This window comes from Streptomyces africanus (genome assembly GCF_030816955.1).
Classification (GTDB): Bacteria; Actinomycetota; Actinomycetes; order Streptomycetales; family Streptomycetaceae; genus Streptomyces; species Streptomyces africanus.
Map to the genome: position 1 here is coordinate 4,178,667 of NZ_JAUSYP010000001.1, position 25,037 is coordinate 4,203,703.

At 71.9% G+C, this 25,037-nt stretch carries 29 protein-coding genes and 1 tRNA gene; 20 read left to right on the top strand and 10 right to left on the bottom strand.

The annotated features are described in order from the left end of the window. Positions 1-133: 133 nt before the first annotated feature. Positions 134-1,105: a DUF72 domain-containing protein gene (locus tag QF034_RS19395; RefSeq protein WP_307176159.1), complete on the top strand. Its 972-nt coding sequence runs from the start codon at positions 134-136 to the stop codon at positions 1,103-1,105. On the opposite strand, the gene QF034_RS19400 is transcribed toward QF034_RS19395, so the two are convergent. The 4 genes from QF034_RS19400 to QF034_RS19415 all read right to left on the bottom strand — a co-directional run bounded on the left by QF034_RS19400 (position 1,005) and on the right by QF034_RS19415 (position 6,231). Beyond that, positions 1,005-2,837 (bottom strand): copper resistance CopC/CopD family protein, encoded by a 1,833-nt coding sequence (locus tag QF034_RS19400; RefSeq protein ID WP_307179921.1) that lies wholly within the window; start codon positions 2,835-2,837, stop codon positions 1,005-1,007. The two genes, QF034_RS19395 and QF034_RS19400, sit on opposite strands and share 101 nt — an antisense overlap. Before the next feature lie 223 nt (positions 2,838-3,060). Then, complete coding sequence (locus QF034_RS19405; protein ID WP_307176161.1) at positions 3,061-3,546, bottom strand: cupin domain-containing protein; 486 nt, start codon at positions 3,544-3,546, stop codon at positions 3,061-3,063. Further along, positions 3,543-4,151 (bottom strand): GNAT family N-acetyltransferase, encoded by a 609-nt coding sequence (locus tag QF034_RS19410; protein ID WP_307176162.1) that lies wholly within the window; start codon positions 4,149-4,151, stop codon positions 3,543-3,545. The genes QF034_RS19405 and QF034_RS19410 overlap by 4 nt, the downstream gene beginning before the upstream one ends. Continuing rightward, entirely contained in the window at positions 4,144-6,231 is a 2,088-nt protein-coding gene (locus tag QF034_RS19415; RefSeq protein ID WP_307176163.1) for a penicillin acylase family protein, read from the bottom strand. Before QF034_RS19415 ends, QF034_RS19410 begins: the two co-directional genes overlap by 8 nt. An 81-nt stretch (positions 6,232-6,312) precedes the next feature. Here QF034_RS19415 and QF034_RS19420 point away from each other — a divergent pair, with 81 nt between their 5' ends. From QF034_RS19420 to QF034_RS19445, 6 genes are all read left to right on the top strand, one after another. After that, entirely contained in the window at positions 6,313-7,035 is a 723-nt protein-coding gene (locus QF034_RS19420; RefSeq protein WP_307176164.1) for a siderophore-interacting protein, read from the top strand. A gap of 57 nt (positions 7,036-7,092) precedes the next feature. Continuing rightward, positions 7,093-7,686 (top strand): HhH-GPD-type base excision DNA repair protein, encoded by a 594-nt coding sequence (locus QF034_RS19425; protein ID WP_306965623.1) that lies wholly within the window; start codon positions 7,093-7,095, stop codon positions 7,684-7,686. 283 nt (positions 7,687-7,969) lie between these two features. Then, positions 7,970-8,308: a hypothetical protein gene (locus tag QF034_RS19430; protein ID WP_307176165.1), complete on the top strand. Its 339-nt coding sequence runs from the start codon at positions 7,970-7,972 to the stop codon at positions 8,306-8,308. A gap of 57 nt (positions 8,309-8,365) precedes the next feature. Further along, the gene (locus QF034_RS19435; protein WP_307176166.1) at positions 8,366-8,518 is read left to right on the top strand and encodes a hypothetical protein; all 153 of its coding nucleotides are present in this window, start codon (positions 8,366-8,368) and stop codon (positions 8,516-8,518) included. A 297-nt stretch (positions 8,519-8,815) separates the two neighbouring features. Continuing rightward, the gene (locus QF034_RS19440) at positions 8,816-9,112 is read left to right on the top strand and encodes a type II toxin-antitoxin system VapB family antitoxin (RefSeq protein WP_003991361.1); all 297 of its coding nucleotides are present in this window, start codon (positions 8,816-8,818) and stop codon (positions 9,110-9,112) included. A 122-nt stretch (positions 9,113-9,234) separates the two neighbouring features. Next, entirely contained in the window at positions 9,235-9,849 is a 615-nt protein-coding gene (locus QF034_RS19445; RefSeq protein ID WP_307179922.1) for a LytR C-terminal domain-containing protein, read from the top strand. 19 nt (positions 9,850-9,868) lie between these two features. On the opposite strand, the gene upp is transcribed toward QF034_RS19445, so the two are convergent. Next, positions 9,869-10,504 carry a uracil phosphoribosyltransferase gene (gene upp, locus QF034_RS19450; RefSeq protein WP_306965621.1) on the bottom strand — a complete coding sequence of 212 codons (636 nt, stop codon included), beginning with the start codon at positions 10,502-10,504 and terminating at the stop codon, positions 9,869-9,871. Between the two features lie 132 nt (positions 10,505-10,636). On the opposite strand from upp, the gene QF034_RS19455 reads away from it, so the two are divergent. From QF034_RS19455 to QF034_RS19490, 8 genes are all read left to right on the top strand, one after another. Then, positions 10,637-10,882, top strand: a complete 246-nt coding sequence (locus tag QF034_RS19455; RefSeq protein WP_307176167.1) for a hypothetical protein — start codon at positions 10,637-10,639, stop codon at positions 10,880-10,882. A gap of 275 nt (positions 10,883-11,157) precedes the next feature. After that, a complete protein-coding gene (locus QF034_RS19460; protein ID WP_307179923.1) occupies positions 11,158-11,694 on the top strand; it encodes a tRNA adenosine deaminase-associated protein in 537 nt (178 codons plus the stop codon). A gap of 227 nt (positions 11,695-11,921) precedes the next feature. After that, on the top strand, positions 11,922-12,353 hold the full coding sequence (gene tadA / locus QF034_RS19465) for a tRNA adenosine(34) deaminase TadA (protein WP_307179924.1): 432 nt from the start codon (positions 11,922-11,924) through the stop codon (positions 12,351-12,353). Between the two features lie 55 nt (positions 12,354-12,408). Further along, a tRNA-Ser gene (locus QF034_RS19470) sits at positions 12,409-12,493 on the top strand. 82 nt (positions 12,494-12,575) lie between these two features. Further along, positions 12,576-12,752 carry a hypothetical protein gene (locus QF034_RS19475; protein WP_243380167.1) on the top strand — a complete coding sequence of 59 codons (177 nt, stop codon included), beginning with the start codon at positions 12,576-12,578 and terminating at the stop codon, positions 12,750-12,752. Then, positions 12,752-13,045, top strand: coding sequence for a Dabb family protein (locus tag QF034_RS19480; RefSeq protein WP_306965618.1), 294 nt, complete (start codon positions 12,752-12,754; stop codon positions 13,043-13,045). Before QF034_RS19475 ends, QF034_RS19480 begins: the two co-directional genes overlap by 1 nt. 196 nt (positions 13,046-13,241) lie before the next feature. Beyond that, positions 13,242-14,060: an RNA polymerase sigma factor SigF gene (locus QF034_RS19485; protein ID WP_370880954.1), complete on the top strand. Its 819-nt coding sequence runs from the start codon at positions 13,242-13,244 to the stop codon at positions 14,058-14,060. A 315-nt stretch (positions 14,061-14,375) separates the two neighbouring features. After that, on the top strand, positions 14,376-15,281 hold the full coding sequence (locus tag QF034_RS19490) for an RNA polymerase sigma factor SigF (RefSeq protein WP_086564713.1): 906 nt from the start codon (positions 14,376-14,378) through the stop codon (positions 15,279-15,281). Positions 15,282-15,661: 380 nt separating this feature from the next. Here the strand turns inward: QF034_RS19490 and QF034_RS19495 are convergent, their stop codons facing one another. Next, positions 15,662-15,865, bottom strand: a complete 204-nt coding sequence (locus QF034_RS19495) for a hypothetical protein (RefSeq protein WP_307176168.1) — start codon at positions 15,863-15,865, stop codon at positions 15,662-15,664. A gap of 216 nt (positions 15,866-16,081) precedes the next feature. Between QF034_RS19495 and QF034_RS19500 the strand changes: the two genes are divergently transcribed. The 3 genes from QF034_RS19500 (at position 16,082) to QF034_RS19510 (ending at position 20,042) form a co-directional block, all read left to right on the top strand. After that, a complete protein-coding gene (locus QF034_RS19500; protein WP_307176169.1) occupies positions 16,082-16,570 on the top strand; it encodes a MarR family winged helix-turn-helix transcriptional regulator in 489 nt (162 codons plus the stop codon). Between the two features lie 97 nt (positions 16,571-16,667). After that, a complete protein-coding gene (locus QF034_RS19505) occupies positions 16,668-19,130 on the top strand; it encodes an MFS transporter (RefSeq protein ID WP_503167800.1) in 2,463 nt (820 codons plus the stop codon). Between the two features lie 90 nt (positions 19,131-19,220). After that, complete coding sequence (locus QF034_RS19510) at positions 19,221-20,042, top strand: YceI family protein (RefSeq protein ID WP_307176171.1); 822 nt, start codon at positions 19,221-19,223, stop codon at positions 20,040-20,042. On the opposite strand, the gene QF034_RS19515 is transcribed toward QF034_RS19510, so the two are convergent. Next, positions 20,025-20,726, bottom strand: coding sequence for a GAF and ANTAR domain-containing protein (locus tag QF034_RS19515; protein WP_307176172.1), 702 nt, complete (start codon positions 20,724-20,726; stop codon positions 20,025-20,027). The two genes, QF034_RS19510 and QF034_RS19515, sit on opposite strands and share 18 nt — an antisense overlap. 57 nt (positions 20,727-20,783) lie before the next feature. Further along, positions 20,784-21,506, bottom strand: coding sequence for an ANTAR domain-containing protein (locus QF034_RS19520; protein WP_307176173.1), 723 nt, complete (start codon positions 21,504-21,506; stop codon positions 20,784-20,786). Positions 21,507-21,782: 276 nt separating this feature from the next. Between QF034_RS19520 and QF034_RS19525 the strand changes: the two genes are divergently transcribed. Continuing rightward, positions 21,783-22,076, top strand: a complete 294-nt coding sequence (locus tag QF034_RS19525; protein ID WP_307176174.1) for an STAS domain-containing protein — start codon at positions 21,783-21,785, stop codon at positions 22,074-22,076. A 10-nt stretch (positions 22,077-22,086) separates the two neighbouring features. Next, on the top strand, positions 22,087-22,557 hold the full coding sequence (locus tag QF034_RS19530) for a PPOX class F420-dependent oxidoreductase (RefSeq protein WP_307176175.1): 471 nt from the start codon (positions 22,087-22,089) through the stop codon (positions 22,555-22,557). Between the two features lie 12 nt (positions 22,558-22,569). On the opposite strand, the gene QF034_RS19535 is transcribed toward QF034_RS19530, so the two are convergent. Next, positions 22,570-23,340, bottom strand: a complete 771-nt coding sequence (locus QF034_RS19535; protein ID WP_307176176.1) for a TetR/AcrR family transcriptional regulator — start codon at positions 23,338-23,340, stop codon at positions 22,570-22,572. 120 nt (positions 23,341-23,460) lie between these two features. Further along, complete coding sequence (locus tag QF034_RS19540) at positions 23,461-24,957, bottom strand: MFS transporter (protein ID WP_307176177.1); 1,497 nt, start codon at positions 24,955-24,957, stop codon at positions 23,461-23,463. Positions 24,958-25,037: the final 80 nt, after the last annotated feature.

Sequence of the window (25,037 nt, forward strand, 5' to 3'; positions counted from 1 at the left end):
TGATCCGGATGCTCGGAAGGCAGTCATCCGATATGTGACCTATCCCCTGATTACCCCGATTGTGACGGCCCTCACCCTGCTCCCCGGTCCGGCCGTGAGCCTGCCGCCGCCCGGCCCGGGTAACCGGTCCCCCATGGGCGAGATCCTGGTGGGCACGTGCTCCTGGACCGACCGGGCCCTGGTCGGCAGCGGCTGGTATCCGGCGGGGCGGCGGGACGCCGAGGGGCGGTTACGGCACTACGCCGAGCGGTTTCCGGTCGTCGAGGTCGACGCCTCGTACTACGCCCTGCCGAGCGAACGGAACAGCCGGCTGTGGGCCGAGCGGACACCGGACGGGTTCGTGTTCGACGTGAAGGCGTTCTCGCTGCTGACCGGGCATCCCACCCGGGAGGCGGTCATGCCGGCCGGGCTGCCGGCCGATCACCGCGACCCCGCCGTGCTCGACGAGGTGTGGGCCCGGTTCACGGCCGGGATCGAGCCGCTCCGGCGGGCCGGGCGGCTGGGCAGCGTGCTGTTCCAGTTCCCGCCGTGGTTCCGGCCCGGGGAGCGGGCGGAGGCCTTCCTCCAGGGGTGCGCCGAGCGGACGCGCGGGTGGCCCGTCGCCGTGGAGTTCCGGCATCCATCCTGGTGGGAGCCGGGTCGGGCGGAGGCGACGTGCGCGCTGCTCACCCGGTACGGCATGGCCGCGGTCGCCGTCGACATGACGCAGTCGCTGCCCTCCTCGATACCGCCCGTCACCCCCGTCACCTCGCCCCGGCTGTCCGTCGTACGGTTCCACGGCCGCAGCACCGCCTGGGGGACCGGCAGCAAGGAGGACCGGTTCCGGTACGGGTACGGCGAGGACGAACTCGCCGAGTGGCTGCCCCGCGTGCGCCGGCTGGCCGAGCGGACCGGACAGGTCCACGTCCTGTTCAACAACTGCTGCGGCGACGCGGCCGTCCGCGCCGCCGAGTGCATGACGCGGCTCCTCGACGGCGATCCGCCGACGGCGGCACCGAGGCTGCCTAGGGCACGATCCGCACCTGCTTCTCCACCGTCACCTGGTCCACCTCCGACACCCGCACGGTCGTCTTCATCGTCCACGTCCCGGCGAGGGGCAGATTGACGGCGTTGGTGCTCCAGTAGCCGCCGACGTCGGTGAGTCCGGCGTCGATCGGGCCGACCTTCCGGGAAGGGAGGCTGAAGGTGATGCGGACCTCGGGGACCACGATCAGACCCTTGTCGGCGCCGTAGACCACGGCCTGGACGCCGTTCTCGCCGACCCGGGCCGGGTCCAGCGTGACCTGCACCGTGCCGCGGCCGGACAGGGTGCCGCTGCTGCCACCCGTGTCGAAGGGCACCGAGACGAGGGTCGTGGGCGGCAGGGCACCCGCCGGGGAGCGCTGCGCGGCCTCGGCCTGCGCGCGGCCCGGCAGCGTGGTGGTGAGCAGTGTCGTGATCAGCAGCACCACGGCGGCGACGGCGACTTCGACGAGGACGGAGCGGCGCAGACCACGACGCCGGATGTCCGCGTCGCCGGGCTCGGGGGCCGGCTCCGACGGCCCCTGCTGTTTCTCCGGCGCTTCCGGCTCCCCGGCCTCGTCCGGAGCGCCGGATGCGCCGGGCTCCCCCGGCGCTCCCGCGCCGACCGGCTGCGCGACCCGTTCCGGTACGGCCGTCCGGGCGACGGCGGTCGCCGGTGCGGCGAGGCGGGCCGTCCAGCGGCGTGAGTACCCGGCCGCCAGCAACAGCGCGGTCACCGCGACCAGTTTGGCCAGCAGCAGCCGGCCGTACGACGTGCCGGTCAGGGCGGAGAGGGAGCCGAGGCCGCGCCAGGACTGGTAGAGGCCCGTGACGGCCAGGACGGTCACCGAGGCGAAGGCGATCCGGGAGAAGCGGGGCACGATGTCCGTCAGGGCGTCGACGGAGGCCCGGCGCAGGGTCAGCAGCAGCGCCACGAGACCGCCGAGCCAGACGCCCGTGGCGACCAGGTGCAGCACGGACGAGGTCATCGCCAGCGGCACCTGGATCCCGGCGGAGGCGTGCTCGGCCGCCGCCCAGGTCAGGGCCAGGGCGACGGCCAGGGTCGCGCCCACCGCCCGCAGCACGGGCTCCCGGCGGTCGCGGTGCCGGGACAGCCGCAGCAGGAAGGCGGCGGTCAGCAGGAGGACGGCCAGCCTGGCGAGCAGGGCCAGACCCGGGCGGCTGGTCACCGTGCGTTCGAGGGCGGAGGGGTCGAAGGCCGCGGCAGGGCCCGCGGCCGTCTCGTACGGGGCGCGCAGCACCAGCAGGACGAGCGTCGAGCCGAGCAGGGTCCACCAGGCCGCCGACAGCGGTCTGCGCAGCGGGGACGTGTCCGCGGGCCGGCACAGCAGCACGAACGCCACCGTGCCGACGAGCAGTGCGGCGGCGAGGTAGGCGAGATAGCGGGCGGCGTCGTGGAGGCCGCCGGTCAGCGGGTCCTCGTCCGGGCCGGTGTCGACCTGCGCGGACGTCGCGGACCGTTTGCCGACGGAGAAGGTGAAGGCGCCCGAGACCGGGTGGCTGTCGGCGGACACCACCCGCCAGGCCACCGTGTAGGTGCCCCGGGCGAGTTTCCCGGGCAGTCCGACCCGGGCCGTGTCGGACTGCCCGTCCGCGTGCCGCGCCTCGCCGGTGTGGACGCGGCGCTGGTCCGGGCCGAAGACCCGGAAGGAGTCGTCGAGCAGGCCGACGGACTCGGTGAAGGTCAGGGTGAGGTGGCGGGGGGCACGCTTGACGACGGATCCGTCGTCGGGGTCGGTGCTGCGGAGGGCCGCGTGGGCGGAGGCGGGGGCTCCGCCGAGGAGGAGCAGGACCAGCACGGTGCCGAGCAGCACCAGGGCTTGAAGTCGCCGGGGGCGTCCGCGTCCGACATTGGGCTCCTCGTTCCGCCGTTGGTGCACGTGGGTCTCCGGGGTCGGGCTGTGCGGCTCCCGGTTATGTACGGAAGGGAGTTGTCCCGCGCTCAGCGAGGGGGTGGTGGTTGTTCGGCGTGTGCGGGTGTGTGGGGGTTGATCGCGCCCGCGCGGCGGAGCCGCAAATCAACACAGCCCCGCGCCCCTAAAGGACAGGTCGGCACAGCCCGCGGACTTGGTCAGCAACTGCCGGATAGCGTGCCGTCAGCTCCGCCGCGTCCCCGTGTTCATAACCCTCGAACGTGAAGCCGGGGGCCATCGTGCAGCCGAACAAGGTCCACTGGCCGCCCTCGCGCACCCTGCCGCCCATCCACGTGCCCGCCGGGATCGTGAACTGGACGTGCTGGCCGCCGAGGACGTCCGGGCCGAGCACCACCGTCCGCGTGCTGCCGTCCGGGGCGAGTAGGAGGAGCTCCAGGGGATCGCCGAGGTAGAAGTGCCAGATCTCGTCGGTCGGCAGGCGGTGGAGGGCGGAGTAGTCGTCGGGGCCCGCTGTCAGCAGGGCGACGATCGCCGTGCCTTCGGGTCTGCCGTCGGGGCGTTCCGGACCGGCCCAGGTCTGACGGAACAGGCCGCCCTCGCGGGGGATCGGCTCGAGGCCGTAGTGGGCGATGAGGTCGTCGGGCGTCACGCGGGGAAGAGTATCTCCCGGCCGAGGAAGGCGAGCTGGGCCTTCTTCTCGGGCAGGTACACGTCCGGCAGGTCGATCTCCGGCAGGACGACCACCGGCCCGGCCGTGAAGCCCAGCTCGAGGAAACGGGTGACCGCCTTCTCGTTGCGGACGTCCGGGTCGACCACGACCCGCCGGCGGTCCAGGCCGAGCAGGACGTACCGGGCGATGGCGGTCACGAGCCGTGCCGTCCAGCCGGAGCGCGCGCCACCCGGGCCGGCGGGAGCGAGCAGCAGGTGGACGCCGATGTCGCCGGGGCGGACGTCGTAGCACTCGCCGACGCGGTCCGCCTCGGGCTCGTAGGTCTGCAGGAGGGCGACCGGCTCGCCGTCGCGGACGACGAGGAAGGCGTGGTGGGTGGTGAGGGCGTCCATGTGGGCGTAGATCTCGGCGACCTGACGCTCGGTGAGGCCGGTCATGCCCCAGAAGGCGGCCCGGTCCTCGCTCACCCAGCGGTGGACCGTCCCGGCGTCGGCCTCCGGGTCCAGCGGCAGGACGCGGACGGTGCCGAAGCCGTCGGTCACCCGCTCGTGGACGGCTGTGCGGGAGGCGTACGGGTCAGACATCGGTCTCCTTCTTCAGCAGGGTCCAGTCGGTGACGACCGGGACGAGGTCGCCGGCGAGCCACAGGGGGAGCTGATCGCGGTGGTGGGGCGAGCCGGGGACGCCCGAGGCGCCGAGCGGCACGACCCAGCGGCTGTTCTCACGCCGGGCCAGGTCCCAGACGTACCGGGCGGCCGGGCCGCGTGCGGCGCGGTCGGTGAGGCCGGGCACGCCCGAGGTGCACAGCACGCAGTCGTGATCGCCGGACAGCCCCGGTTCGTCGTACGGCGTCTCCGGCTCCAGGGCCCGCCAGGGGGCGAGCCGGTGCGTGTCGCCCCAGACACCGGCGGGCGGCCGGGCCGCCACCTCCTCGACCGCCGCGCGCACGGCCGACGGGCGGTCGATTCCGTACAGCTCCTCGGCCCGCAGGAGGTGTTCGAGGGCGAAGCCCACGCGGGGGACGAGGGCGAGCCAGGGCTGGAACACCTCCGGGTACGCCGGCGGTGTGGCGAGCGCGGCGAAGGCGGGGTGCGCCGCCAGCTGCCGTACGACCGCGCCGCGCACGGCCGAGTAGAGGGCCGCGTCGGCGTTGTCGGCGTCCATGCGGCGGTTCCAGGCGAGGAGACGGTCCCGCAGGGCGGCGGCCTCGGGGGTGAGGGCGTCGAGGACCCGGAGGTGGTCCAGGAGGGGGGCTGCGGAGGCGAGGTGGGTGTCCGTGTGGATCCCGGGCATGTCGGCGGCGGACCAGCGCTCCCGACCGGAGAGCAACGCGGATATGCGGTCGTGGCGGTGGGGCGGGGCGAACTCGACGCCGAGGGGTGCGGCCGGGCCGCGCTGGTTGGCCATGACAGCGACGCCGTCGGTGAGCCCGGCACGGGGTGTCTCCTGCCAGCCGTGCCACTCGTGGCCGGGCTCCCAGGCGGGCACGAGACGGAGCCGGTTGGCCTCGGCGCGAAGTGGCACCCGCCCGGCGACGCGGTGCAGGACACCGCCCTCGGTGTCGGCGGCCTGGACGACGTTGACCGGCTCGGCCCACCGGTCGAACGCCCGGTCCACGTCGGCGACCCGGCGGGCCCGCAGCAGCGGCAGCAGGGCACCGAAGCCGAGGTCGCCGGTGACGCGGGGCGGGTAGCGCAGGCTGATCGCGACGGGCGGGCCGACCGGGTCCATCGGGTCGCCGTCGAGTCCCTCGGGCCCGCCGACGACCACCGGGCCCCGGTCCGTCTCGATCACCTCGACCTCGACGGGCTCCTCGCCCGCCACCTCGACGACCTCCGTGTGCCGGGCCGCCCGGTGCCAGACCCCGTCCGGGCCGAGGGCCTCCACCCCGGCGCCGGTGCGCCGCAGCCGCTCCCGGTACAGGTCCTGGTAGTCGGCCATGGCGTTGGTGATGGCCCAGGCGACCGTGCCGGTGTGCCCGAAGTGGGCGATGCCGGGGACACCGGGGACGGCCAGGCCGACGACGTCGAAGTCCGGGCAGGACAGGCGGATCTGCTGGTAGACGCCCGGGTCCTCGATCCAGCGGTGGGGATCACCGGCGATGACCGCCCGCCCGGTGACGGTCCGCTCCCCGCTCACCAGCCAGCCGTTGCTGCCGGAGGTGCCGGGGCCGTCGGTGGCGAAGAGGCCGATGGCGTCAGCGCCCAGGTGGGCCGCGACCTGCTCACGCCAGAGCTTCGCAGGGAACCCGGCGAAGAGGATGTGGGTGGCGAGCCAGACGCCGAGGGGCGTCCAGGGTTCCCAGCGGCCCGGGGCGAGACCGGTGCGGGCGAATTCGGGAGCGGTGCCGTCGGCGAGCCCCTCGTTGACCCCGTCGACGTACGCGCGCACCCACCGCGCCGTCTCGGGGTCACGTCTCTCCAGGTCCGTGAAGCAGCGTCTGGCGGTGTCGTCGAGTCCGGCGCGTCTGGCGAACCGGTCCCAGGGCAGGGCGCTCGCGCCGAGGAAGGACGCCGAGGTGCCCTGGGCCCGGTGCCGCTCGACCTCCAGCTGCCAGGCCCGGTCGCGGGCGGTGACGAGGCCCTGGGCGTGGGCGAGTCCGGCCACGCTGCCGGCGCGCAGATGCGGTATGCCCCACGCGTCGCGGTAGATCTCCGTGGCCATACTCTTCCCCCACCTGTCTTTAGGTTAGCCTTGCCTAAGTCAAAGCTGTGGCGGAGATCGTACGCGAAGGGTGAATACGGGATGGGGCAGGGGCGGGGTTGGGAGGGCGCGGTCCTCAGGCTGCTGCGCGCGAAGGATTTCGTGTTCACCGTGACCGACGCGCAGGACGTCACCCCGGACTACCGGCGGCTGCGGTTCACCGACGGCGGTCTGCTCGCGGCGACCGGCGTGCACCCGACCATGTGGGTCCGGCTGTGGTTCGACAACGCGGGCAAGCCGCATCAGCGGGCCTACACCCTGGTCGACCCGGACCCGGCGGCAGGGACGTTCAGCCTGGAGTTCGCCCTGCACGAGGGCCGCGCCAGCGACTGGGCCAGGGCGGCGAAGCCCGGTGACACCATCGAGGCGACGGTCCAGGGCACCGGCTTCGAGCACCCGGACCCGGCCCCCTCGCACGTCTTCGCCGTCGGCGACCCGGCCTCGCTGCCGGCCATCAACTCCCTGCTGGACGCGCTGGGTTCCGCGCAGGCCACCGTCTGGTTCGAGGGCGGCGACGACGATCTGCCGTTCCGCACCGACCCGGCGCGGCACGAGCTGCGCAAGGTGCCGCGCCAGGACTCCGGCGCACACCTGGTCGAGCGGGTGAAGGCGGACCTGCCCGGCCTGCTCCAGGGCACGTCCGACCCGTACGTCTGGATCGCCAGCGACACGACGACGACCCGCGCCCTGTCCGCCTACGTCCGCAAGGACCTGGGCCTGCCCAGACAGCGGGTCCACGCACTGGGCTACTGGCGCCCCGCGTAAGCACCGGCGGCCCGGGCTCCGGACGCGGCCGGTCCCGCCCCGAGGGATGATCGGTGCATGGACGTCACTCTTCACCTCGCCCAGGACCCCGAGGCCGACGCGCTGCTCGGGCGCAGTCCGCTCGCCGCGCTGGTCGGGATGCTGCTGGACCAGCAGATCCCGATGGAGTGGGCGTTCAAGGGCCCGGCGACCATCGCCCAGCGGCTCGGCACGGACGATCTGGACGCGCACGAGATCGCCGCGCACGACCCCGAGGCCTTCGCCGCGCTGCTCTCACAGAAACCGGCGGTGCACCGCTACCCCGGTTCCATGGCCAAGCGGATCCAGCAGCTGTGCCAGTACCTCGTCGAGCACTACGACGGCGACGCCGAGGCCGTCTGGAAGGACGCCACGACCGGCAAGGAGCTCCTGAAGCGGCTGGCCGAGCTGCCCGGCTTCGGCAAGCAGAAGGCCCAGATCTTCCTCGCCCTCCTCGGCAAGCAGCTCGGAGTGCGGCCGCCGGGCTGGCAGGAGGCCGCGGGCTCCTACGGCGAGCCGAAGTCCTTCCGCTCGGTGGCCGACATCACCGGCCCCGACTCGCTGGCGAAGGTCCGAGCACACAAACAGGAAATGAAGGCAGCGGCCAAGGCGGCGAAGGCGACGGGCAAGTAGAGGACCGCGGGGCACACACTCAGCCACGGGCACGCCCCGCCCCACGGGCATCAGCCGTGCGGCCCGTCCCGGGTGGCGGGAGTCTCCCGGCCGGGCCAAGCATGGATCATGACCGAGCCACCGAGCGGCTCCCCCCGGGCCCTGGAGCGCGGCCCCTACCCCTGGCACGCGCCCGGTCCGCCCCAGGGCTTGGGACCCCACGTCACCGTCACCGTCCCGCGTGACGCGCGGAACTCACAGCCGGCGGGATGAACGGCGTGCCCACGACGGGGAACCGCCTCCCGTGACCCCCGCACCGCAGCCGGCCCCCCGCGGCACCCGCCGGACCACGTGGGCGCGGGTGCTCGTCGTGCTGCTCGCCCTGCTCGTGCCCGGCGCGCACGCCGAGGCCCACGCAGGGGCGACGGCCGTCGTCTCCGGGGAGAGCACGGCCGTCGCGTACGACGTCCTCGACGCCGCCCTGCGCCCACCGGCCCGGGGCGCCCGGCGCACCGCCGTCCCCCTGCGCCCCACCCCGCTCCCGAGCTCAGGGGCCGCTTACGCCCCGCCGCGTCCCGTGCCCGTGCCGCCGGGGCCGCGGCACGACCTCCGCCCCCTGCGTTCCGAGGTCCTGCGCTGCTGACGGGACGGACACCTGTCCATCCGCCCGTCGCAGCAACCCGGAACGAGGAACACAGCCATGCTCGAAGACCCGTACGCGGTCCTGCGCGCCCTCCTGCGCGCCGAGGCCGTCCGCAACGCCCCCAAGCCGCCCCAGTCACACCCCCACCCCCAGACCAGGCCGGAGACGCGGGAGCGGCAGCAGGCTCCGAAGGAGAGGGAACGCGGCTGATCGAGCCGCGACGGCGGTGGCGGAGGCGGAGGCGGTGGCGGCCGGACCAGCGCCACCGCCGCTCCGGGCTCCGGGCCGTCCGGACGAGTGACCGCGTGATCCCCCAACCGGTCCGCGCCGACCCCATTCGGGCGAATCAGGCGCACGGTCTGCCTGACCGACTCAGGAACGGATGGCCTCCCGGTCCGGCATATTCACGCCCTGTTCCCGGTTCATACCGCCTTGTGGGGCTTTTTTCAGCGTCACACTCCGTCGCCGCGGCTGCGCCCGGAAGGTCCTGCCCGGTAGGCTTTCCGTGTGATCTTCAAGCGCATCGGAAACGGCCGGCCGTACCCCGACCACGGCCGGGACAGCACCCGGCAGTGGGCGGACGTCGCGCCGCGCCCGGTCCGCCTCGATCAGCTCGTGACGACCAAGCAGCAGCTCGATCTCGAGACGCTCCTCGCCGAGGACTCGACGTTCTACGGCGACCTCTTCGCGCACGTCGTGAAGTGGCAGGGCGACCTGTACCTGGAGGACGGCCTGCACCGCGCGGTGCGGGCGGCGCTCCAGCAGCGTCAGGTGCTGCACGCGCGCGTGCTCGAACTCGACTGACCCGCACACAGGTCACGGGTTGACCCTTTCGGGTTCGCTGGGCGACGTCGAATGATCATCTAGTAGGCATCGTCGCCCAGGCGCACTACGCTGCGCTCATGAGCATGCTGACTCCCCCCGGCATGGGCGGCAAATACCGCATCAAGGGAAACAAGTACCCGCGGATGCGCCGCCCCCGGCGGCGCGGCAGGCTCGTCGTCCTGGTCGTCGCCTCCGCCGCCGTGCTCGGCGTGGGCGGCTGGGGCACGTTGCAGCTCATCGACGTCTTCACCGGCGGCGGCAGAGAGGCCTCGGCGGCCGGCAGCGGGACGGACTGCCCCGACACCAAGGCGAGCCCCTCGCCCCGCGCCAAGGCCCTGCCCGAACCGCGCGCGATCACGGTCAACGTGCTCAACGCCACCACCCGCGGCGGCCTGGCGAAGAAGACCGCCGACGAGCTGAAGAAGCGCGGCTTCAAGATCGGCGACGTGGGCAACGCGCCCCAGCGGTACGACAAGAAGGTCAAGGGCACCGGCGTGCTGCTCGGCCCCGCCTCCGCCCTCCACACCTCGCTGCAGGTGCTCGGCACCCAGCTCCCGGGCGCCGAACGGCGTACCGAGGCGGCCCGCAAGGGCACTGACCTCGACCTCGTCATCGGCGACGGCTTCAAGGAGCTGGCCAAGAAGCCGGACGCCGACCGGGCCCTGACCGAGCTGGCCACGCCCGAGCCGGCGCCGTCGTCGAAGAAGGGCTGCTGAGCGGCCCGGGCCGCGGGGCCTACTCGGCCGCGCCGTACATCCGGTCCCCCGCGTCGCCGAGGCCCGGCACGATGTAGCCGTGCTCGTTCAGGCGCTCGTCGACCGACGCGGTCACGACCGTCACCGGCGTGCCCGCCAGCTCGCGCTCCATGACCTCGACGCCCTCCGGCGCGGCCAGCAGCACCACGGCGGTCACGTCGTCGGCGCCGCGCCGGATCAGCTCCTGGATCGCCGCGACCAGCGTGCCGCCGGTGGCGAGCATCGGGTCCAGCACATACACCTGACGGCCCGACAGGTCCTCCGGCATACGCGTGGCGTACGTGGAGGCCTGGAGCGTCTCCTCGTTGCGGATCATGCCGAGGAAGCCCACCTCGGCGGTCGGCAGCAGCCGGACCATGCCGTCCAGCATGCCGAGGCCGGCCCGCAGGATCGGCACCACCAGCGGACGCGGGTGGGACAGCTTGACGCCCGTGGTCGTGGCCACCGGCGTCCGGATGTCGACCTGCTCGGTGCGCACGTCGCGCGTGGCCTCGTAGGCGAGCAGGGTGACCAGCTCGTCGGCGAGACGGCGGAAGGTCGCGGAGTCGGTGCGCTGGTCGCGCAGCGTGGTGAGCTTGTGGGCGACCAGGGGGTGGTCGACGACGTGGAGACGCATGCCGACAACAGTAACCGGGCCCGCTGACCGGGGCCGCACGGCAAGCCCGCCGCCCGCCCGTCACCCGTTCGCTGGCGTCAAACCGTCCGTCCGGGGGAAAGCGGGAAGGACGGACTGGGGGTGGTGAGCCTGATGCCCGAACGAGATTCCCGAAAGGATCCGTCGCCGCGCGCACAGCCCGGGACGGACCCGGAGACGTACGACACCGGAACCTACGAGACCGGACGCTGCGAGACCGACGCCGAGCGTCGGCGGCGGCGCGCCCGGTTCCTGCGCGATCTGGCCGAGGCCCGGGAGCTGCGCGACCGCGTTCAGCCGCGCCGCGTCAAGGTGGCCCGGCTGCGGCACGCGATGCGCATGCGCACGTTCCGCTGGTAGGAAACGGGTGAGGAAACCCCCGGGGAAGATCACGAACCGCGCGGACGTTGCCGGGGTGACCGTGCGTGCAGCGGGGGAAAGCCGCGTACGATCCGCAGGTGGCGGCAACGAGCGCGCGATCAAAACTGCCGGACACAGGGTGCCGAAGACGTCCCCTGAACGCCTTGTTTCTGCCACGATTCCGAGTGGGTGGGGCTCGGACGAGCACTCCCCGCCCGTAACCTCCGCCGGGGGGACCCCCAACCGGCACGCCTATGACCAGTGGGAGAGTCACGGTGTACTTCGCCGCACTGCTCGCGCGCACCGAAGACGGGTGGGAAGCGAGCGACACAGAGCTCGACGATGTGGAAACCCTGTCGGATCTGGCCGACCTGGCCCGTGAAGCCTCCCCCGACGAGGACACGGTGCTCGTGCTCATCGAGCAGGAGGACGCCTGGTTCGGCGTCGTCCGCGTGGACGGCGAGGACGACCCTCGTATCTACGTCTCGGACGCCGCCGCCGCTGCCCGCAGCAGCTACGGAGAGATCCTGCTCACCGACGAGCTGCTCGGACGCGATCCGGACGACGGGGACGACCTGGACGCCCTCGACCTCGACGGCACGGAGGACGGTGATTCCGACGACGACGAGGCCGACGGCGCCGACCCGGTCGCCGGCACCGGCGAGGCCGTGCCGCACGGCCCGGTCGGAGACGCCCAGATCCTCGACGACCTCGGCGTGAGCGAGAAGGAACTGCGCTCACTGGCGACGGACGCCGTCACGGAAATCGCCGAGGCCCTCGGCGCCTCGGAAACCCTGGAGACGGTCCGCTGACCGCAAGCTCGACCCCAGGACAGCCGGACCCTCCGGGAGCCCCGGACCATCCGGGAGCGCCAGGCTCCCCGGGAGCACCGGGACGCCAGGGTCTGCCGGCAGCACCCAGGCCGCCGGACTCCCCAGAACCTCCGGGTCCGCCGGGGGCTCCGGGGCAGCCGGGCCCGCCGGGAGCGCCGGGACAACCGGAGGTGCCGGATCCGGTGCGGGACCCCTGGCGGGGCGCGATGCGGCTCGCCCTGGGTGAAGCCGCCGAGGCCGTCCGGGACGGGGACGTTCCCGTCGGTGCCGTCGTCCTGGCGCCGGACGGCACGACCCTGCTCGCGGCCGGGCACAACGAGCGCGAGGCCGGCGGCGACCCGACGGCCCACGCGGAGGTCCTCGCCCTCCGGCGGGCCGCGGCCGCGCTCGGCCGGTGGCGGCTCGCCGGGTGCACCCTCGTGGTGACCCTGGAACCCTGCACGATGTGCGCGGGCGCGATCCAGCAGTCCCGCGTCGACCGGCTCGTCTACGGCGCCCGCGACGAGAAGGCCGGCGCGGCCGGTTCCCTCTGGGACCTCGTCCGGGACCGGCGGCTCAACCACCGGCCCGAGGTGATCGAGGGCGTGCTCGCCGAGGAGTGCGCCGGGCTGCTCACCGAGTTCTTCCGCGGTCGCTGACCGTCGCTGCATACCGATTTCAAAGCACGCCGCACCTTGCTGTAAGGTCTCCCTCGGTAGCGTGTCCGAGCGGCCGAAGGAGCTCGCCTCGAAAGCGAGTGTGGCGCAAGTCACCGAGGGTTCAAATCCCTCCGCTACCGCTGGAGAAGGGCCCCGTCGTCAGACGGGGCCCTTCGTGCGATCATGTGCGCGCACGGGACACCAGTGACAGGGGAGGCCGCAGTGGCGGTGAACGCGAAGAAGGTCGCCGTCTACGTTGTCGTGGTCTTCGCGCTGTACGTGATCATCACGGACCCGGCCAAGGCCGCGGACTACGTCCAGATAGGCTTCCAGGGCATATCGGACGCCGCCCAGGCCCTCGGCGACTTCGCCACGTGGGTCGCCGACGGAGGAAAGTGATGATCCGCCACCTGGTCCTCTTCAAGCTGCACGAGGGCGTCGAGCGCGACGACCCGCGGGTCGTGAAGGGCGTCGAGGCCTTCCGCGCCCTCGACGGCACGATCCCCGAGATCCGCTTCTGGGAACTCGGCTGGAACGTCAGCGACCGCCCCATCGCCCATGACTTCGCCATCAACTCGGCCTTCGACGACGCGGACGCCCTGCGCCGGTACGTGGAGCATCCCGACCACCAGGCGGGTGTCGCGCTGTGGCGCGAGTTCGCCACCTGGGTGATCGCCGACTACGAGTTCTGAGCCCGCCGCTTCGAGCCCCCCGTCGCTCCGACGGGGGGCTCTTCTGCTGTGGGTGCCCATCTATGCCGTATTTCATCCCTCAACACGTAGTTATGGGGTGCTTGCACATAGTGCACATCTCTTGTGATGCTATGACCGTTTTTGATGGAAGAGAGAGCTGACGGATGGGTTGACGGATGACGAGGTGGAGTTGACCGTGCTGGCCAGTACCGCACCTCAGGCACCATCCTCGGAACCGGCCCCCCAGCGGAGCCGCGGCGCGGACACCCGCGCCCTCACGCAGGTCCTCTTCGCGCAGCTCAAAGAACTCCAGCCGGGGACGCCGGAGCACGACCGGGTGCGCGGGGCGCTCATCGAGGCCAACCTCCCCCTCGTGCGCTACGCGGCCGCCCGGTTCCGCTCCCGCAACGAGCCGATGGAGGACGTCGTCCAGGTCGGCACCATCGGGCTCATCAACGCCATCGACCGCTTCGACCCGGACCGGGGCGTGCAGTTCCCGACGTTCGCGATGCCGACGGTGGTCGGCGAGATCAAGCGCTACTTCCGCGACAACGTCCGTACGGTGCATGTGCCGCGCCGGCTGCACGAGCTGTGGGTGCAGGTCAACAGCGCCACCGAGGACCTGACGACCGCCTTCGGGCGCACCCCGACGACCGCGGAGATCGCCGAGCGGCTGCGCATCACCGAGGACGAGGTGCTGTCCTGCATCGAGGCCGGGCGGTCGTACCACGCGACCTCGCTGGAGGCCGCGCAGGAGGGCGACGGGATGCCGGGGCTGCTGGACCGGCTCGGCTACGAGGATCCCGCACTGGACGGGGTCGAGCACCGGGATCTCGTACGGCATCTGCTCGTACAACTGCCCGAGAGGGAGCAGCGGATCCTGCTGCTGCGGTACTACAGCAACCTCACGCAGTCTCAGATCAGTGCGGAACTCGGCGTCTCGCAGATGCACGTCTCGCGGCTACTCGCGCGTAGCTTCCAGCGGTTGCGGTCTGCGAACCGGATCGACGCGTAGCCGCGAACCGGGGGTGGTGGGCGCCTGTGAGCACCCTCGGCACGTAATCGCAAACAGTTGCGAGCGATAACCGTGGCGAGGGAATCGCTCATCAGGGCCGTTCCCGGCAGTTGCGAGCCGAAAAGGCGTCAGACCCCTTGCTTGCAGGGCGGATTCGCGTCTCAGATGTCGACATGTCACTACAGCGTGTTGCCGACATGTGACATTCTGCGGGAAGCGCGTTTGCCGGGGCTTCGGCGCCGGTATTCAGGTGAAGGCTGCGTTCCTCAGACGGGGGCGTTCGCCGCGACCGTCCCGCGACCCAAAGGGGGTGGCATGTCCGCAGAACAGGGCAGCTCGAAGGTGCTCACGCTCGCGGAGAGCGACACAGCTCCCCATGCTCTCGACTCACTCGGCCCCATCGACGACGTTCCGGTCGAGCTCGCGACCGAGCCCGCGCCGGCGCCTGTGGCCACGGGGGCCATCGACACCCGCACCCTGTCCCGCTCCCTGTTCCTGCGGCTGGCCGCGCTCGACGAGGACAGCCCCGAGCGTGCGTACGTCCGTGACACGCTGATCGAGCTCAACCTGCCGCTGGTGCGGTACGCGGCGGCGCGTTTCCGCTCCCGCAACGAGCCGATGGAGGACATCGTCCAGGTCGGCACGATCGGGCTGATCAAGGCGATCGACCGGTTCGACTGCGAACGGGGCGTGGAGTTCCCGACGTTCGCGATGCCGACGGTCGTGGGCGAGATCAAGCGGTTCTTCCGCGACACGTCGTGGTCGGTGCGGGTGCCGCGCCGGCTTCAGGAGCTGCGGCTGGCGCTGACGAAGGCCAGTGACGAGCTCTCGCAGAAACTGGACCGCTCGCCGACGGTCACCGAACTCGCGTCCGTGCTCGGGGTGTCCGAGGAGGACGTCGTCGACGGGCTGGCGGTGGGGAACGCGTACACGGCGTCCTCGCTGGACTCCCCGGCGCCGGAGGACGACGGCGGCGAGGGCTCGCTGGCGGACCGGCTGGGGTACGAGGACAGCGCCCTGGAGGGCGTCGAGTACCGGGAGTCGCTGAAGCCGCTGCTGGCGAAGCTGCCGCCCCGTGAGCGGCGGATCATCATGCTGCGGTTCTTCGCGAACATGACGCAGTCGCAGATCGGCGAGGAGGTCGGCATCTCGCAGATGCACGTGTCCCGCCTGCTGACGAGGACACTGGCGCAGCTGCGGGAAGGCCTCATCTCGGACTGAGCGCGCCCCGGCCCACCGGGCTGCGGTGGGCCGGGGCCGCGCCGGGGGGTGTCCGTCCTCGGAACGGCGCGATGGGGTCGGACACCGACTGACCGTCCGCTGACGCGCCAACCGCTGCGGGCGGACACCCCCCGACACGTCCCCTTCCGTGCGTACGCGGGTGCGGGCGCGTCTCGGCTCAGCCGCCGCGCTGCGGGCAGTCGTGGCGGCCCTGGCTGCGGGCAGTCGTGCCTCCCCCAGTGCTTTAAGGGCCTGGGAGGTGCCCCCCAGGGGGCACGGGCGGGCGCAGCGGTACCCCGCTCCGCCGGGCTGCGCACCCAGCCGACCTCAGCAACGACGCCGAGTTCAGTAAAACCGCCGTACGCGCCGCACGGCCGACGTCAGCCCAGCGCCAGCCACGCCACGGCCGCGACCACCGCGACGGCGACGACGACGACGACGCCGAGGATGAGACCGACACGCGGCCCGCCACCGCTCGTCGCCGCGGCCTGCCGCCCCTGCGGCGCCTCGTCGACGAACGCGCGGAACATCTGGGTGCTGCCGGCGGGGTCGTGATTGCCCTGCGGGGCCTGGTTGTTAGCCATGGCCCGAGACCCTAGCGAAAAGGCCGGGGCTCCCCAAGTGGGGGTTGGCATTCCGCTCAGTCTCACCCGACCCCACCCCCCAGCCTCACGACCTGCACATTTACTACCGCAATACTTGCCTTTGCCAACTTTTTAAGCCGCACCCACCTCCGATTATTTGCCTGTAGCAACCAACCTCTCCTATGGTTGCCCTAAGCAACGAAAGCGGGAGGTGTCATGGCCGAGAGGGCGCAGTACGAAGAGCTGGTCCGCCAGTTCAGTGCCTTCGGCGCCGTGAAGCGGGAACTCGGCCGGATCATGCCGGCCGACTGCCCCGGCGGTTCGGCGACCGTACTGACCATCCTCGGCCGCCACGGCGACATGCGCATGAGCAAGCTCGCGGAGCTGCTCGCGGTGGACATGTCCGTCACCAGCCGCCATGTCGCGCACGTCGTGGCCCGGGGCTGGATCGAACGCTCCCCCGACCCCGCGGACAAGCGCTCCCGGATCCTGCGCCTCACCCCGGCGGGCCACGCACAGCTCGACGAGCTGTCCCGGCGGACCACCGAGGTCCTCGCCGAGCGCCTGAGCGACTGGACCGACGAGGACGTCGGCCGGCTCACGGACCTGATGGCGCGGCTGAGAGAGAGCTTCGACTGCCGCCCCGCTACCCGGGCGGCACCACCCGCTGTCGAACAGACCACCCGTACACCCGCAAGCACGTAAGAAAAGGAAGCCCATGGCAACGACCACACCAGCCGGTGTGCGGGCTCATGCCAAGCACGGGGGAGGCTCCCACGGCTCCTCCGGCGACGGCGCTCCGATGACGCACCGGCAGATCATGGAGGCCCTCACCGGTCTCCTGCTCGGCATGTTCGTCGCGATCCTGTCGTCGACGATCGTCTCCAACGCCCTGCCCCGGATCATCGGCGACCTCGGCGGCGGCCAGAGCGCCTACACCTGGGTCGTGACCGCGTCCCTGCTGACGATGACCGCCTCGACGCCGCTGTGGGGCAAGCTCGCCGACCTGTTCTCCAAGAAGCTGCTGATCCAGCTCGCGCTGGTCATCTTCGTCCTGGGGTCGGCGGCGGCCGGCATGTCGCAGAACCCCGGCATGCTCATCACGTTCCGCGCGGTCCAGGGCATCGGCATGGGCGGTCTGTCCGCGCTGGCCCAGATCATCATGGCGGCGATGATCTCGCCGCGTGAGCGCGGCCGGTACAACGGATACCTCGGCGCCACCTTCGCCACCGCCATGGTCGGCGGCCCGCTGGTCGGCGGTGTCATCACCGACACCGACTGGCTCGGCTGGCGCTGGTGCTTCTACGTCGGCGTGCCCTTCGCCGTGATCGCCCTGATCGTCCTGCAGAAGACCCTGCACCTGCCCGTGGTGAAGCGGAAGGTCAAGGTCGACTGGGCCGGCGCCTTCTTCATCACCGCGGCCGTCTGCCTGCTGCTGGTCTGGGTGACTTTCGCCGGTGACAAGTACGACTGGCTGTCGTGGCAGACGTACGCGATGGTCGGCGGCTCGGTCGTGCTGCTGGCGCTGTTCGTCCTGATCGAGGCGAAGGCCGGCGAGCCGATCATCCCGCTGCGGCTGTTCCGCAACCGCACCATCACGCTCGCCTCCGTGGCCTCCCTGTTCGTCGGTGTCGCGATGTTCTCGGGGACCGTGTTCTTCAGCCAGTACTTCCAGCTGGCGCGGGACAAGTCGCCGACGATGTCCGGCGTCATGACCATCCCGATGATCGCGGGCCTGTTCGTCTCCTCCACCGTCTCCGGCCAGGTCATCACCCGGACCGGGCGCTGGAAGGGCTGGCTGCTCGGCGGCGGCGTGCTGGTGACCGCGGGCCTCGGGCTGCTGGGCACGATCCGGTACGACACCGAGTACTGGCACATAGCGATCTTCATGGCGCTGATGGGCCTCGGCATCGGCATGATGATGCAGAACCTGGTGCTGTGCACGCAGAACCAGGTGGAGCCGGGTGATCTCGGTGCCGCGAGCTCCACGGTGACCTTCTTCCGGTCCCTCGGCGGTGCGATGGGCGTCTCCGCCCTGGGTGCGGTCCTGGCCAACAAGATCACCGACTACGTCAAGGACGGTCTCACCGACCTCGGCCCCAAGGGCGCGGCCCTCGGCCACGCCGGCACGGGCGAGGGCAACATCCCCGACCTCGATGCGATGCCCGCGCCGATCCGCACCGTCATGGAGAGCGCCTACGGCCACGGTGTCGCGGACGTGTTCCTCTACTCGGCCCCGCTGGCGCTGCTCGCGCTGCTGGTGTCGCTGTTCATCAAGGAGGTCCCGTTGAAGACGAAGGGTGGGCTGGCGCAGGCGGCGGACGCCGACGCCCGCGAGGAGGCTCCCGCCGAGGCGGCCGCCGAGGCTCCCGCCGCGGAGAAGGCCGTGCCGAGCTGGGCCGTGGCGGACACCGAGGCCGCCGACGGCACCGGGCCCGGGGGCACGCAGCGGCTCGCCGCCGTCGCCACGGCGACCCGGGCCGAGGAGCCCGCGTCCGGTGGGAACGGTGTGCCGGTCCGCGGCTTCGTCCGCGGCAACGAGAGCACCCCCGTGCCGCAGGCCGCCGTCACGCTGATCTCGCTGGCCGGGCGGCAGCTGGGCCGGTCCGTGGCGCAGGCCGACGGCTCCTACGCCGTCGACGCGCCGGGCGCCGGGTCGTACGTGCTGATCGCCTCCGCCGACGGCTACCAGCCGCAGGCGTCCACGGTCGTGGTGAACGGCGAGCCGGTCGCCTACGACATCCTGCTCAGCGGCACCAGCGGGCTGACCGGCCTGGTGCGGTCCGCCGAGGGCGGGCAGCCGGTCAAGGACGCGATGGTCATCGTGACCGATGTGCGCGGGGACCTGCTGGCCAACGGGACCACGGGTGAGCAGGGCGAGTTCTCCTTCGCCGAGCTGGTGCCGGGGGCGGTGACCGTCGCGGTGAACGCCGCCGGGTACCGGCCGCGCGCCCTGCCCGTCGAGGTGGGCGGCACCGGGGTCACCCGGGTCGAGATCGACCTGGACTCCGGCGCCCGCGTCCAGGGTGTCGTCCGCGCCCCGCACGGCCCGCTGGCCGACGCCCGGGTGACGCTGGTCGACCAGGCGGGCAACGTCGTCGGCTCGGCCACGACCGGGTCGGACGGGGCGTACGCCTTCACCGACCTGGACGGCGGCGAGTACACCGTCATCGCCACGGGCTACCCGCCGGTGGCCACCGCCCTGACGGTCACGGGCCGCGGCACCGACGCCCACGACATCGAACTCGCCCACCCCGGCGAGTAGTACGGACCCCGGCCCGTGACAGGTGGGCGCGCTCTGAGCGGAGGTGCGCCCCCTGTCGCGGGCCGGTTTTCATTCTGAGGAGTAGCTGAGATGGGACTGACCGCGAGGATCCGTACCCGGGACGGTTGGGCCGTGTCGCACGCGGTCGTCACCGTGGCCGACATGACCGGTGCGCAGGCGCTGCGCGCCGAAGCCGACGCGGAGGGCGCCGTACGGGACGAGACGCCGCTGGAGCCGGGGGCGTACACCGTGATCGTCACCGCCGTCGGCTACGCGCCCGCCGCCTCCAGCGTGATCGTCACGGCGAGCGGCCGGGCCGAGGTCGGCACGGTGACGCTGGCGCGGCAGGGCGGTACCGAACTGCCGCCGCCGGGACCGTGGACCGTCGACCCGGTGCACTCCAGTGTGGCCGCCGTGGCACAGCACCTGGGCATCTCCAGCGTGCACGGCCGGTTCACGGAGTTCTCCGGCTCGATCGAGATCGCCCCGGACGACGTCACCAAGTCTCGTGTGGAGGCGGTGATCCGGGCCGCGTCCGTCGACACCGGCAACGGCATGCGCGACGGGCACCTGAAGTCGCCGGACTTCCTGGACGTCGAGCGCTTCCCCGAGATCACCTACCGTTCGACGGGGCTCACGGCGACCGGGTCCGACCGGTGGACCGTGCACGGCGAGCTGGGCATGCACGGGGTGGTGCGGGCCGTGGACCTGGACCTGGCCTACCTCGGCACGGGCCCGGACCCGTGGGGCGGCACCCGCGCGGCGTTCCGTGCCACGACCGAACTGCACCGCGAGGACTTCGCGATGAACTACAACCAGGTCCTCCAGGCCGGCATCGCCGCCATCGGTACCACGCTCAAGGTGGAGCTGGACATCCAGGCCGTGCAGGGCGAGTCACTTCCGGCCGTCTGAGGCCGGTCCGGAGACCTTCTCCACCAACTGGTCGCACAGGTCCCGGAGTTTGACGTTCCGGTGCTGCGAGGCGCGGCGCAGCCGCTCCAGCGCGTCCCGGGCGTCGATCCGCTCCCGGGCCATGAGGATGCCGATCGCCTGGTCGATGACGCTGCGGGAGAGCAGCGCGGTGCGCACGTCGGCCGCCGACTGGCGCTGGTGCTCGATGCGCAGCGCGACGTCGATCGCGCCCCCCGCCCGGGCCGCGAAGGTGCGGGCCGTGTCCCGGTCCGTGCCGAGCGCCCCGGGCCGCAGGCCGTAGTAGTTGATCGCCGCCCCCGTCTCGCCCTCGACGGCGAGCGGCACCGCCAGGGCGCACCGGACGCCCTTGGCCAGCGCGTACGGCGTGTACGCCGGCCAGCGGGACTCGGCGGCCAGGTCGGGGGCGTACTGCTCGACGCCGGTCTCGGCGGCCTCGACGCAGGGGCCCGAGCCGTTCTCGTACTGCCGCTGGTCCAGGCCGCTGGGCAGGCCGTCGCTGCCGGCCAGGGTGAGCAGCCGGCCGCCGCGGCGCACCGTGATGCTGCACGCGGCGGCGCCCGGCACCTCCTGCACCGCACGGTCGGTCAGATCGCGCAGCAGGGTGTCGAGACCGCTGCTGCGCACCATCGCCTGGTCCAGCGTGTCGGACGTCTCGGAGCTCATGAACGTACGGGTATCCCGTCGGCGTCCCTTAACGCCCCCGCCCTAACTCACGTCGGCTCATGCGGAGTTGTGAGCGGTGACGATCTCGCGGGCCAGATCGCGCAGTTTCACGTTCTCCCGCTGGGAGGCCCGCACCAGGCTCTCGAAGGCCGCGGCCGCGTCGATGCCCTGGCGCTCCATGAGGATGCCGGTGGCCTGGCCGATCAGGTCCCGGGTGTGCATGGCCTCGGTGAGCTGCTCGCGCACGGTGGCGGAGTCCAGGGCGATGCTGACGTGCGCGGTGAACAGCCGGCCGATGCGTGCCGCGTCCTCGTCGAAGGCGCCCGGTTTGCGCGCGTAGGCCGTGAGCACGGTCAGCCGGCGGCGGTCGGCGCGCAGCCGCAGTGACAGCGCCGAGCGCAGTCCCAGGGCCGACAGCACGTCCCAGCCGTCGTCGCCCTCGCTGTCCGTCACCCGCGCCATCGGGCTGTGCCACAACTGGTCCCAGTGCGCGTGCGGTTCGCGGCCGCCGTGCCGGGCCTCTGCGGAGCGTACGACGTCGTCGGTCCAGGCGAGCGTGCGGAACTTGTTGCCGCGCTCGATCTCGGAGATGCCGGCGTGCTCGGCCCCGGGCATGATGTGCACGGCCAGCCGGACCGCCGTGCGCAGCGTGTGGTGCGGCGAGGTCTTCTCGTGCAGTTGCTGAGCCGCCACCGTCATGGCCTCGGCCAGCTCGAAGCCGTCCGGAAAACGGGGCAAATCAGGAAACTCGGACGCAGCCACCACGAACCTCTTCGGCATGCACGACCGTGGCCGTGCGCAGGAGAGCTCCGCAGCACATTCCCGACTGCGAGCACAGGACGGACAGCACTCTAGCTGCTCGGTTGCGTCCAGGTGACGTCCGGCCGACGGCCGCCACAGACGCTTCCGCAGCCGCGGCCCGGCATGGTGGAATGGGCCCGAGGGTCAGGAAGCGGCCTTACCGGAATCCGGACGAACGTCTGCCAGGTGAGTGCTGTGACTTTCCTCCCGAATCCCACCGAACCCAGAGACCTGCCCGGCCGAATCCGTGTCCCCATGCCCGCGGAGATCGACTTCGGCAACGCGGAGCAACTGCTTCCGCTCATCGTGTCCGAGACCCTGGCCCGTGGTGACCGGCTGGAGGTGCTCGTCCTCGACCTCACCGCGACCCGCTTCATGGACTCGCAGGGCGTCCGCCTCATCAACGACGTACGCCACCGGCTGCGCCCCGGGGCCCGGATGCGTCTGGTGGCCCGGCCGGACGGTGTCGCGAGCCGCGTACTGGAGCTGACCGGCCTGCGCCGGGACGTGCCCGTGTACGACAACCTCGCCGAGGCCATGGCGTCGTAGGCTGCCTGGCATGGCACCGAACATCGCGACGAACACCCGCGTCTCCCTCGACGAGTTGCTCGACTTCGTACGGCCCCGGCACCACGCGATCCTGCTGACCCGGCGGTCCGACGGCGGTCCCCAGGGCTCGCCGCTGACCTGCGGGGTCGACGACTCCGGCCGGATCGTGGTCTCGACGTACCCGGAACGGGCCAAGACCCGCAACGCCAGGCGGGACCCGCGCGTGAGCCTGCTCGTCCTCAGCGACGACTGGAACGGCCCCTGGGTCCAGATCGACGGCACGGCCGAGGTCCTCGACACCCCCGACTCCGTCGAACCGCTCGTGGAGTACTACCGGAACATCGCCGGGGAACACCCCGACTGGGACGAGTACCGCGCGGCGATGGTCAAGCAGGGCAAGTCGATCATCCGCGTCACCCCGGAGCGGTGGGGGCCGGTGGCCACCGGCGGGTTCCCGGCGCGGCTGGTCGAGGGGGAGTAGCCGGAACCCCGCTCAGGCCCCTCGCTCCCGGGCGACCATCGCCTCGATGCCCGCGATCAGCAGTTCCAGCGCGAACTCGAAGTCGCGCTCCAGCATCTCGGCGACGGTGTCACCGCCGCGCGCCGCCATGATCTCCTGGGACTCCTGGAGGACGTCGGCGGCCTGCGGGGCCGCGTTCGCCGTGCTCAGGGCCTGCTGGAAGTACTCGTCCACGGTCATGCCGCCGGCCGCGGCCCGGGCGGAGAGATGGCCCTCCAGCGTGCCGTAGCCGTAGACGAACTGGAAGACGGCCGCGATCGCGCTCGTCAGACGGTTCGCGGGCAGTCCGGTCCTGCGCACCACCTGCTGTACGGCCCGCGAGAAGGCCAGGTTCTTGGGGCCGATGTTGAGGAAGACGCCGACCAGCGCGGACACCCAGCGGTGACGCACCAGCAGCGTCCGGTACTCCCGGGCGAGGGCCCGCACCTGGTCCCGCCAGTCCTCGTCGGCGTCCGGATCGGGCAGCCGCATCTCGCCCATGACCTCGTCCAGGGCGAGTTCGAGAAGGTCGTCCTTGGTGTCGACGTACCAGTAGACGGACATCGCGGTGACGTTCAGCTCACCGGCCAGCCGTCGCATCGAGAACCTGGACAGCCCCTCGGCGTCGAGCAGCCGGACGGTGACCTCGACGATGCGGGCCCGGTCCAGCCCCGAGGGCTGCCCACCGCCACCGCGCCGCCGGTGCGCTTTGCTCTCCAGCCAGACGCTGGTCCGCGGCTGACTCTCCCGAGCCGCTTTCGCCATGGCGCACCTTCCTCGATCTTTCAATGCCGCTCATGCTAGACGTGCTTCTTGGGGGCGCGGGGAACTGCGCGACCAGCCACAACGGTCCCGCAGCCGCCCGATCACCAAGCACCCGAGCTCTTAGGCGGACTCTGCCCGCTCAGCCCGCCGCAGCAACGCCGCCGCGACCAACCCCCCGGCCAGCACCGCCACCGCCCCCACCAGCTGACTGGTCTCCAGCCCGGACGCGAACGCGTCGGAGATACGCGCCTTCTCCTCCGCACTGTCCGCCGCCGCCAGCGCCGCCGGCAACGACGCCGCCGACACGGCGACCAGCGACGCGAACCGCGAATTGAGCACGGCACCGAGCACCGCCACCCCGAGCCCGTTGCCGAACTCCGCGAGCGTCCCGTTGATCCCCGCTCCCACTCCGGCCTTCTCCGGCGGTATCGCACTCATGATCGCGTTGGCCATCGCCGGCATGGACAACGCCACACCCGCGCCCATCACGACCAGGCCGAGCAGCATCCCGCCGTACCCGTGCCCGCCGAGCAGCGCGATCGCCGCCAGCCCGGCCGACACCAGGGTCATACCGAGCGCGATGGCCCCCGGCGTACCGACCTTGAGCACCAGCTTCGCGCCGACCCCCGTGAAGTTGAGCGCGACCACGGTCAACGCCAGCGGCGCCGTCCGCAGACCGGCGTCCAGCGGCTCGTAGCCGAGCACGAACTGGAGGTGCTGGGTGAGCAGGAACAGCGAGCCCGTCATGCCGAACGCCACGAGGATCGCGCCCGCGACCGCGCCGACGAACTTCTCGTTGCGGAAGAAGTGCATGTCGAGCATCGGATGCTCGGTCCGCAGCTCCCACAGCACGAAGAGCCCGAGGACGGCCATGCCCATCAGCGCGGAGACCAGCACCTGCCCGGACGTCCAGCCGTGCTCGGGGCCGGTGATGATCGCGTACACGACGGACGTCATGCCGATGGTCGACAGCACCGCGCCGACCAGGTCGGGACGGTCGCCCGACCTGTGCTTGGACTCCGGCACGAGGGCTGCGACCGCGATCAGGCCGAGCACGGCGACCGGGATGTTGATCAGGAAGATCGCGCCCCACCAGAAGTGGTTCAGCATCACTCCGCCGATCAGCGGCCCGGCCGCGAAACCGAGCGAACTGACCGTGGACCACAGCGCGATGGCCTTGACCCGCTCCTTGTCGTCGAAGATCTGCACGACGACGGCGAGAATCGTGGTCATCAGCAGCGCGCCGCCGACGCCCATGCCGGCCCGGGCCGCGATCAGCTGGGCCGGGCTCTGGGACAGTCCGGCCGCCAGCGAGCCCACGCCGAAGATCGCCAGGCCGGCCATCAGCAGCAGCTTGCGGCCATAGCGGTCCGCGGCGTTGCCCGCCGTGAGCAGGAGGCCGGACTGCACCAGTGAGTAGGCGTTCATCATCCACTGGACGTCGGCGGTCGACGCGTCCAGCTCGCGGGTGAGCGAGGGGATCGCCACGTTCAGGATCGTGTTGTCGAGCAGCACGGTGAGCTGCGCGAGGCAGATGACACCGAGGATCAGCCAGCGCTGGGGATGGCCGCCGGGTGCTGTCTGCGGCGGGGCCTCTTCCTGGGGGGACGTCGTCATGCTGTACACCGTAGAATAGTTCCCATACGCCGTACAACCGAGTATCCGGCCACCTGGGCCTCCAGGTATCCGGGCAACGG

Bases quoted from the DNA above. Each gene is read 5' to 3' on its own strand.
- QF034_RS19395 (WP_307176159.1), top strand. From the start codon at position 134: ATGGGCGAGATCCTGGTGGGCACGTGCTCCTGGACCGACCGGGCCCTG.
- QF034_RS19410 (WP_307176162.1), bottom strand. From the start codon at position 4,151: ATGTCTGACCCGTACGCCTCCCGCACAGCCGTCCACGAGCGGGTGACC.
- QF034_RS19415 (WP_307176163.1), bottom strand. From the start codon at position 6,231: ATGGCCACGGAGATCTACCGCGACGCGTGGGGCATACCGCATCTGCGC.
- QF034_RS19420 (WP_307176164.1), top strand. From the start codon at position 6,313: ATGGGGCAGGGGCGGGGTTGGGAGGGCGCGGTCCTCAGGCTGCTGCGC.
- QF034_RS19425 (WP_306965623.1), top strand. From the start codon at position 7,093: ATGGACGTCACTCTTCACCTCGCCCAGGACCCCGAGGCCGACGCGCTG.
- QF034_RS19435 (WP_307176166.1), top strand. From the start codon at position 8,366: ATGCTCGAAGACCCGTACGCGGTCCTGCGCGCCCTCCTGCGCGCCGAG.
- QF034_RS19445 (WP_307179922.1), top strand. From the start codon at position 9,235: ATGGGCGGCAAATACCGCATCAAGGGAAACAAGTACCCGCGGATGCGC.
- upp (WP_306965621.1), bottom strand. From the start codon at position 10,504: ATGCGTCTCCACGTCGTCGACCACCCCCTGGTCGCCCACAAGCTCACC.
- QF034_RS19455 (WP_307176167.1), top strand. From the start codon at position 10,637: ATGCCCGAACGAGATTCCCGAAAGGATCCGTCGCCGCGCGCACAGCCC.
- tadA (WP_307179924.1), top strand. From the start codon at position 11,922: ATGCGGCTCGCCCTGGGTGAAGCCGCCGAGGCCGTCCGGGACGGGGAC.
- QF034_RS19480 (WP_306965618.1), top strand. From the start codon at position 12,752: ATGATCCGCCACCTGGTCCTCTTCAAGCTGCACGAGGGCGTCGAGCGC.
- QF034_RS19490 (WP_086564713.1), top strand. From the start codon at position 14,376: ATGTCCGCAGAACAGGGCAGCTCGAAGGTGCTCACGCTCGCGGAGAGC.
- QF034_RS19495 (WP_307176168.1), bottom strand. From the start codon at position 15,865: ATGGCTAACAACCAGGCCCCGCAGGGCAATCACGACCCCGCCGGCAGC.
- QF034_RS19500 (WP_307176169.1), top strand. From the start codon at position 16,082: ATGGCCGAGAGGGCGCAGTACGAAGAGCTGGTCCGCCAGTTCAGTGCC.
- QF034_RS19505 (WP_503167800.1), top strand. From the start codon at position 16,668: ATGACGCACCGGCAGATCATGGAGGCCCTCACCGGTCTCCTGCTCGGC.
- QF034_RS19510 (WP_307176171.1), top strand. From the start codon at position 19,221: ATGGGACTGACCGCGAGGATCCGTACCCGGGACGGTTGGGCCGTGTCG.
- QF034_RS19515 (WP_307176172.1), bottom strand. From the start codon at position 20,726: ATGAGCTCCGAGACGTCCGACACGCTGGACCAGGCGATGGTGCGCAGC.
- QF034_RS19520 (WP_307176173.1), bottom strand. From the start codon at position 21,506: ATGCCGAAGAGGTTCGTGGTGGCTGCGTCCGAGTTTCCTGATTTGCCC.
- QF034_RS19525 (WP_307176174.1), top strand. From the start codon at position 21,783: ATGCCCGCGGAGATCGACTTCGGCAACGCGGAGCAACTGCTTCCGCTC.
- QF034_RS19530 (WP_307176175.1), top strand. From the start codon at position 22,087: ATGGCACCGAACATCGCGACGAACACCCGCGTCTCCCTCGACGAGTTG.
- QF034_RS19535 (WP_307176176.1), bottom strand. From the start codon at position 23,340: ATGGCGAAAGCGGCTCGGGAGAGTCAGCCGCGGACCAGCGTCTGGCTG.
- QF034_RS19540 (WP_307176177.1), bottom strand. From the start codon at position 24,957: ATGACGACGTCCCCCCAGGAAGAGGCCCCGCCGCAGACAGCACCCGGC.